The sequence below is a fragment of the Amphibacillus jilinensis Y1 genome (genome assembly GCF_000306965.1).
Lineage (GTDB): Bacteria > Bacillota > Bacilli > Bacillales > Amphibacillaceae > Amphibacillus_C > Amphibacillus_C jilinensis.
Genome location: NZ_JH976440.1, coordinates 1 through 5,965 on the forward strand (window position 1 = coordinate 1; position 5,965 = coordinate 5,965).

The 5,965-nt window shown below is 38.4% G+C and carries 5 protein-coding genes and 1 riboswitch (1 of these 6 cut by a window edge); all 5 genes read right to left on the bottom strand.

The features are described 5' to 3' along the window. On the bottom strand, nt 1-1,570 hold a 1,570-nt coding region (locus B494_RS0114770), incomplete at its 3' end, for a BglG family transcription antiterminator (RefSeq protein ID WP_017473154.1). Nucleotides 1,571-1,600: 30 nt separating this feature from the next. Continuing rightward, nucleotides 1,601-2,398, bottom strand: coding sequence for an SDR family oxidoreductase (locus B494_RS0114775; RefSeq protein ID WP_026065273.1), 798 nt, complete (start codon nt 2,396-2,398; stop codon nt 1,601-1,603). A gap of 288 nt (nt 2,399-2,686) precedes the next feature. Then, nucleotides 2,687-3,742 (bottom strand): homocysteine S-methyltransferase family protein, encoded by a 1,056-nt coding sequence (locus tag B494_RS0114780; RefSeq protein ID WP_017473156.1) that lies wholly within the window; start codon nt 3,740-3,742, stop codon nt 2,687-2,689. 101 nt (nt 3,743-3,843) lie between these two features. Next, complete coding sequence (locus B494_RS0114785) at nt 3,844-4,764, bottom strand: LysR family transcriptional regulator (RefSeq protein WP_017473157.1); 921 nt, start codon at nt 4,762-4,764, stop codon at nt 3,844-3,846. Nucleotides 4,765-4,967: 203 nt separating this feature from the next. Next, nucleotides 4,968-5,702 (bottom strand): cyclase family protein, encoded by a 735-nt coding sequence (locus B494_RS0114790; RefSeq protein ID WP_017473158.1) that lies wholly within the window; start codon nt 5,700-5,702, stop codon nt 4,968-4,970. A 177-nt stretch (nt 5,703-5,879) separates the two neighbouring features. Next, nucleotides 5,880-5,965, bottom strand: a riboswitch (SAM riboswitch) (it continues 31 nt past the right edge of the window).

The window sequence follows — 5,965 nt, forward strand, 5'->3', positions numbered from 1 at the left end:
TTTCCATAAGATGTTCCACCATCTGAGTAACATTTACATCATACGATTGATCAACATTAAGTTTAAAAAACAAATCTTCTTTCAATAAGCTCGATAGGATGTATTGATCTTTAACGCTATTTTGCAAGCCATAACGATGAACATATTGAAGTTTTTCAACTTCTTTTTGTACGGTTTCTGAATCAAATATTTCACTAATTGTTACCGATGGTACACATAGCGCGTAGGGCAATTCTATCGTCGAAAAAACAATATCGTATTGATTTAGTTTTGTCTCCGTTATTTCTTTTTCTGAGTATAAATCAAAAGTTATTTCTGTATTAAAAACTTTTTGTAATTGAATAGACAATAACTTTGCTGTTCCTCTACCTGTCCCACAGACAATGGCAGCCTTTTTAATATTAATCACTTCCGACTCACTATTTGAGATGAATATTTCGAAGTAAAAAGATAAATACCCTAATTCATGCTCAGATACAACAAAATCATAATAGTTATAAATCACATCGCCAGCTACTTTAGCCATCTGAAAGGCCACAGGATATTTACGTTTAATATCTGGTAAAAGCGGGTTATTCACTTTAATCCCAAAGGTTAGTCGATTTAATAAGAAGGTCAGATGATATTTAAAATCTAAAAAGAAATGGTGATTTTTGGTTAACACATCTTGTGTAAAACCAATCTCTTTTACGATTTCTTTTACAATGTCATGCACTTGTTCAGGAATTTCTACTTTCGCTAGTGAGCGATTACTTGTCGGTGTACGTCGCCCTGAAATCGGAATCGTTAAAAATAAAATCTCATTTTCTGAAATCTTAATCGGTAATCGCTCTTCTATGCCCAAGGCAAATGCTGATGCAATCTCAAAGTCAGGAGATGAAAAAAGCGGCTTGAATTTTTCATCTAAGGTTTCAATCTCATAACCATTCAACACACGATCAAGGAGAATGATAATAAATTGAATCATTCGATTTTCAGTTACTGTTTCAAAGTCATGCACTGTGCATAACCTACGCGTCATATCCACAACATCTTGATCTAATGGATAGTATCCATACATCCAATCAAATGCATTATCGAGAATAAAGAAACGCAAGTCCAACTCCTCACCCTTTAAATAAATGCCTTGATTCGGTTTTCCTTCGATCTTTAATCGGTAAGATGAAAGTAATGAGTTCGCTTTTGAAATTTCGTTAATCAGTGTTGTTCTTCCTAGCTCCATATGAAAGGCGATCTCATCAATGGTGAGTTGCTCATCATTTTGTATCATGTATTCGATCAGACTAGCTAAACGATTCGATTTTGAATCCGGATCAACCGTTTTTTCAGCTGACGCCATAAATTCATCGAAGTTAGCTTGGTCATAGACGTGTAAATGAAAGCCTTGTCCACGTTTATTGATAATTTCTGCAATTGATGCTAATGCTTTATTCGCTTCTTTAATATAATTACGGATTGATCGTGTACTAACGTTCATTAAGTCAGCCAAAATATCCAAGTCTACATATTCTCTTTTGCTAAAATGACGAATAAGCTGAATTGTTTTTTCACCGATGAATTCATCACTCATTTCTTTCACCCCCTTTCAAAAGAGCATTGGTTACCCGCGTGACTTACCACCCGAGATATTATAGGTTGTTCCTGTAATATAGCTTGCTCTTTTCGAGGAAAGATAAAGGACAAGATCACTAACTTCTGTCAATTTCCCCTCACGACCGATTGGAATCGATTTACTATAATCCGTATTTAAACCGTCGACACTCACCCCTCGCGTATAAGCAAGTGCTTCATTATAAGCCTCTGTTCTTAAAGCTGTCTCTTCTAAAATGCCTGGTGCTATACCAACAACACGAATATTAAATTTGCCTAATTCCTTGGCCCATGCACGCGTAAATGAAATGACCGCCCCCTTTGTTGCAGAATAACAGCTTTGACCTGCTGACCCTTCTTGTCCTGCTTCTGAAGCAACATTTACAATCACACCGGATTGATTAGCTAACATGACTTTCGCACAGGCTTGAGCGAATAAAAATGGACCTTTTTGGTTCACATTGACCATCAAGTCAAAGGTGTCCTCATCCAATTCATATTGAGGTTTTTCACCACGATCATCTACTAGTAATTGCGGAAGGTTCACACCTGCATTATTGACGAGTATATCAATTGTTCCAAACTTATCAATGGTCTTTTTTACCACTCGATCAACATGGGTTTTCTTTGATACATCGCACGCTATGAAATAAACACCGTCTTCTCGCTCACCTTCTTCACCTTTTAAATCAGCAACGACGACTTTCGCACCTACTGATTGGAAACCATCGACAATCGCAGAACCTATCCCCGATGCCCCACCTGTGATAATAACAACTTTACCTTTCACCTCTAACCAATCTGTCATAACATCCATCCTCTCTTTACTTCCTCACCATTTGATTACGCTTTCATTATAAGTCGAGGACACGATTCGATTAATACCGACATTTTCACACTTAATTGAAAACGGTTAGATCCCGATAAATTAAAAACGCTAGCGAGCATAACTCACTAGCGCCCTCAATACCTTATTTACAATGGGACAACACGCTCGTCTCAAATGAAATGGAGGAAACAGTGATTCGTTCCATCCAATAACTTAAAAAACGCTTCCTCACCCCACTTCAAACAATGGCTGAGAAAGCGTAACGATTTATGCTTTATGGCGGTAACTTGAATTATGTGCTTTTAAGGTTTTGTCTTTACCAAATAGAAAGTGCTTCTCCATATCAGGAGAATATCTTGAATTGATCGTTTTGATACCGACTGCTTCTGCGACAGCCCTAATCATAGCAGGGGACGCGCCACAACAAAGACCGATATAGTTAATACCAATCTGATGTGCTTCTTTTGCCCACTCGGCTAGTTCATATCGATTGTGATAAAGTGGATCTAACGATGTTGGAAATGTCGTCTCTGTTGGTAAATGACAGCTGCACCCACCATCAGGTAAGTTGAAAAAGGTCGGGTGTTCATTTGTCGTCCGGTATGGAATCGGTAATCCACCGACATAACCATCTACTACTTCACGAATCCGTTTTAAATAAGGTTGCATCGTTTCAGGGCCACGGAAACAGTTCATTCCGACCACGAGTGCCCCTTTTTTCGAAAGTATCGCGCAAGATTCTTCCACCGTGTAGCCATCTCGCATCATATTCTCGCCCATTAAACCTAACGTCACAACCGCAGGTAAATCCTGCTTTTGAATCTCTTCTAAAGCAATTACGGCCTCTTCATGATAATAAAATGTTTCTGCATTAATGAAATCGACCGCCTCTTCTTTGCACCACTCAAGCATCTCTCGAAACATGTATCTAACGTTGTCTTTAGATTTTGGATCATCCGGATCAAAAATGTTAGTATTCGAAATATTACCGGCAACTAATGCCTCTTCATTCGGATGTTCTTTTGCGACTTCTTTTGCTAAACGAATCGCGGATCGATTCAACGGCTCTAGTAAGTCTTCCTTTCCGATAATACGCATTTTTTCACGATGCGCATTATAAGTAAAGGCTAGTACTACGTCAGAACCGGCATTCATGTAATCACGATATGTTTGCTTTAAAACGTCTGGATGCTCTAGTGCCACTTCTGGTACAAATGATCCAGCTTGTAAGTAACCTCTACGCTCCATTTCAAATAAATACCCTTCCCCTACAATAACAGGTCCATCCTTTAACCTTTGTTCTAAAGATCTTTTCTTCGTCATTATGTTATTGCTCCTCTCCTTGTTTCAATGTAAAGGTAGTGTAGCACTAGAATACGGTGCTGGCCTAACACTAAAAAACTATTGTTTGATATAGTTTAAAACTATATCGCACCTAATTCTTCACTAATAATATCTCTTAAATAGTCAATATAACGCGTAGCTAGCGGACTCATAATCACATCTTTACGCTTGATAAAACCGACTTCAATCGATTCGTCAACTTGTAATGGAATGGCTATTACATCATTATTATTAATGTCATAGCTGATGATTCCTGTTGAAATGGTATACCCATTCAAGCCGATCAATAAGTTAAACAATGTCGCACGATCACTCACTCGAATATTTTTTGGTCTTGAGATCGTATTAAGAATTTCCTCAGAAAAATAAAAAGAATTGTGATCGCCTTGTTCAAACGACAAATAGGGATATGGCGTTAAATCGTCTAACGTAACAGAGCGTTGCTCGGCAAGCGGATGGATTGAGCTAATAAATACGTGCGGTTTTGCGTTAAACAATGTTTGAAAAATCAAATGGCCTTCCGTTAAAAACTTAAGCATGACTTTCCGATTAAAATCATTTAAATACAAAATCCCAAGTTCACTTCGTAATGCTTTGACATCTTCAATAATCTCAACCGTTCTCGTCTCCCTTAACACAAAATCGTATTCATCGAGGGCTTCATCTTTTAATAAATTAACAAACGCACTAATCGCAAACGCATAGTGTTGAGAGGTGACAGAGAAATGATGCTGGGGTTCTTGCCCTTGATTAAAGTAGCGATTCTCAAGTAATGCTGTTTGTTCAATCACTTGTCTTGCATACCCTAAAAACTCTGACCCTTCTATCGTTTCAACTATCCCTTTACTCGTCCGTAAAAAGATCTCGATGCCTAGTTCAGTCTCTAACTCTCTTATTGCATTTGATAGACTAGGTTGACTAATATATAAATTCTGGGCAGCCTTGCTAATCGATTGATGTTTTGCCACTTCGATCGCATATTTTAATTGAAGTAATGTCATTGAAGTCCCCCCTTTTTTAGCCACAGGTTGAATAATGCCTTATCATATACGGAGCGAGCCTTCACTCAATAGGTGGCGCTCGCCTCCCACTGAGTGGCCGTTGAGTGAATGAGGACATTAGCATCCGTAAACGCCCGTCTTAACAGGTTAGCTCTGCACGCCATTTTGTTGTGGGTATTTTACAGACGGTTATCTGTGCTAGCTTACGGTAAAATAGCAAATGCGCGAACTGGAAATCCAGACGCCTTTTCAAACTTTGGTGCAATCGTAAAAATAGCTGCACCTGTAGCTGGAACTTGATCAAGATTGGTTAATAATTCAATTTGAAACGTATCTTGTTCCAAAACATAGTATTCTGCAACTAAACGACCATGTTTCTGAACGTCTTTGGCGGCATCTGTATCAAATGTTTCATGACCCACTGCTTTAATCGATCGTTCTTCAAATAAAAAAGTGAGCGCTTCTACTGACCAGCCTGGTGTATGGCTTACACCTGACGCATCTTTGTTTTCCAATGCCTGTTGATCAGGCCATCGCTTACTCCAATCTGTCCGTAAAGCAACAAAGCTATCTGGCTCAATCGTTCCATGTTGTTTTTCAAACGTTAGAATATCACCAACTTGAATGGTGAAATCAGGATTATCGTTCACTTCCTTTGATTTATCAATAACGACTAATGGTAAAACGAGCTCTTTCAAATCCAATTCATCTAAATAACGTTGATTTGGCACAAAATGAACCGGGGCATCAATATGCGTACCATACTGACCAGGAAAAGAGAAATCTTGAACGAAAAAACCATCATTATGGTCAAAAGCGGTGGTTACCTCGGCATCCTTCAATGCAGCAAAATGTGGCGAAGAAGGTCCAAAAGTATGTGTTAAATCCACCCAGTCTTTCTTTTTTAATAATTGAATCGCATCTAGAACATCACTCATTTTTAACCCACCTCATCTGATATTTTTTTAAACATTTATCTACATATCGCGCTTTCTTTAAGCTTTAGCAAAGGCTGGATTAATTTCGTTGTAAGGAATTTGTTCACTTTCCAAACACAAAAAACCCCTTCTAAACAAAGATAGAAGAGGTTAATAGGACATCAATTGTGATGACTCTTCTTATCTTTCAAGCTATAAGCTTGCTGGAATTGGCACAGTACTCTATAACAAGTCTGTTGCCGAGGCTTCAAAGGGCCAGTCCC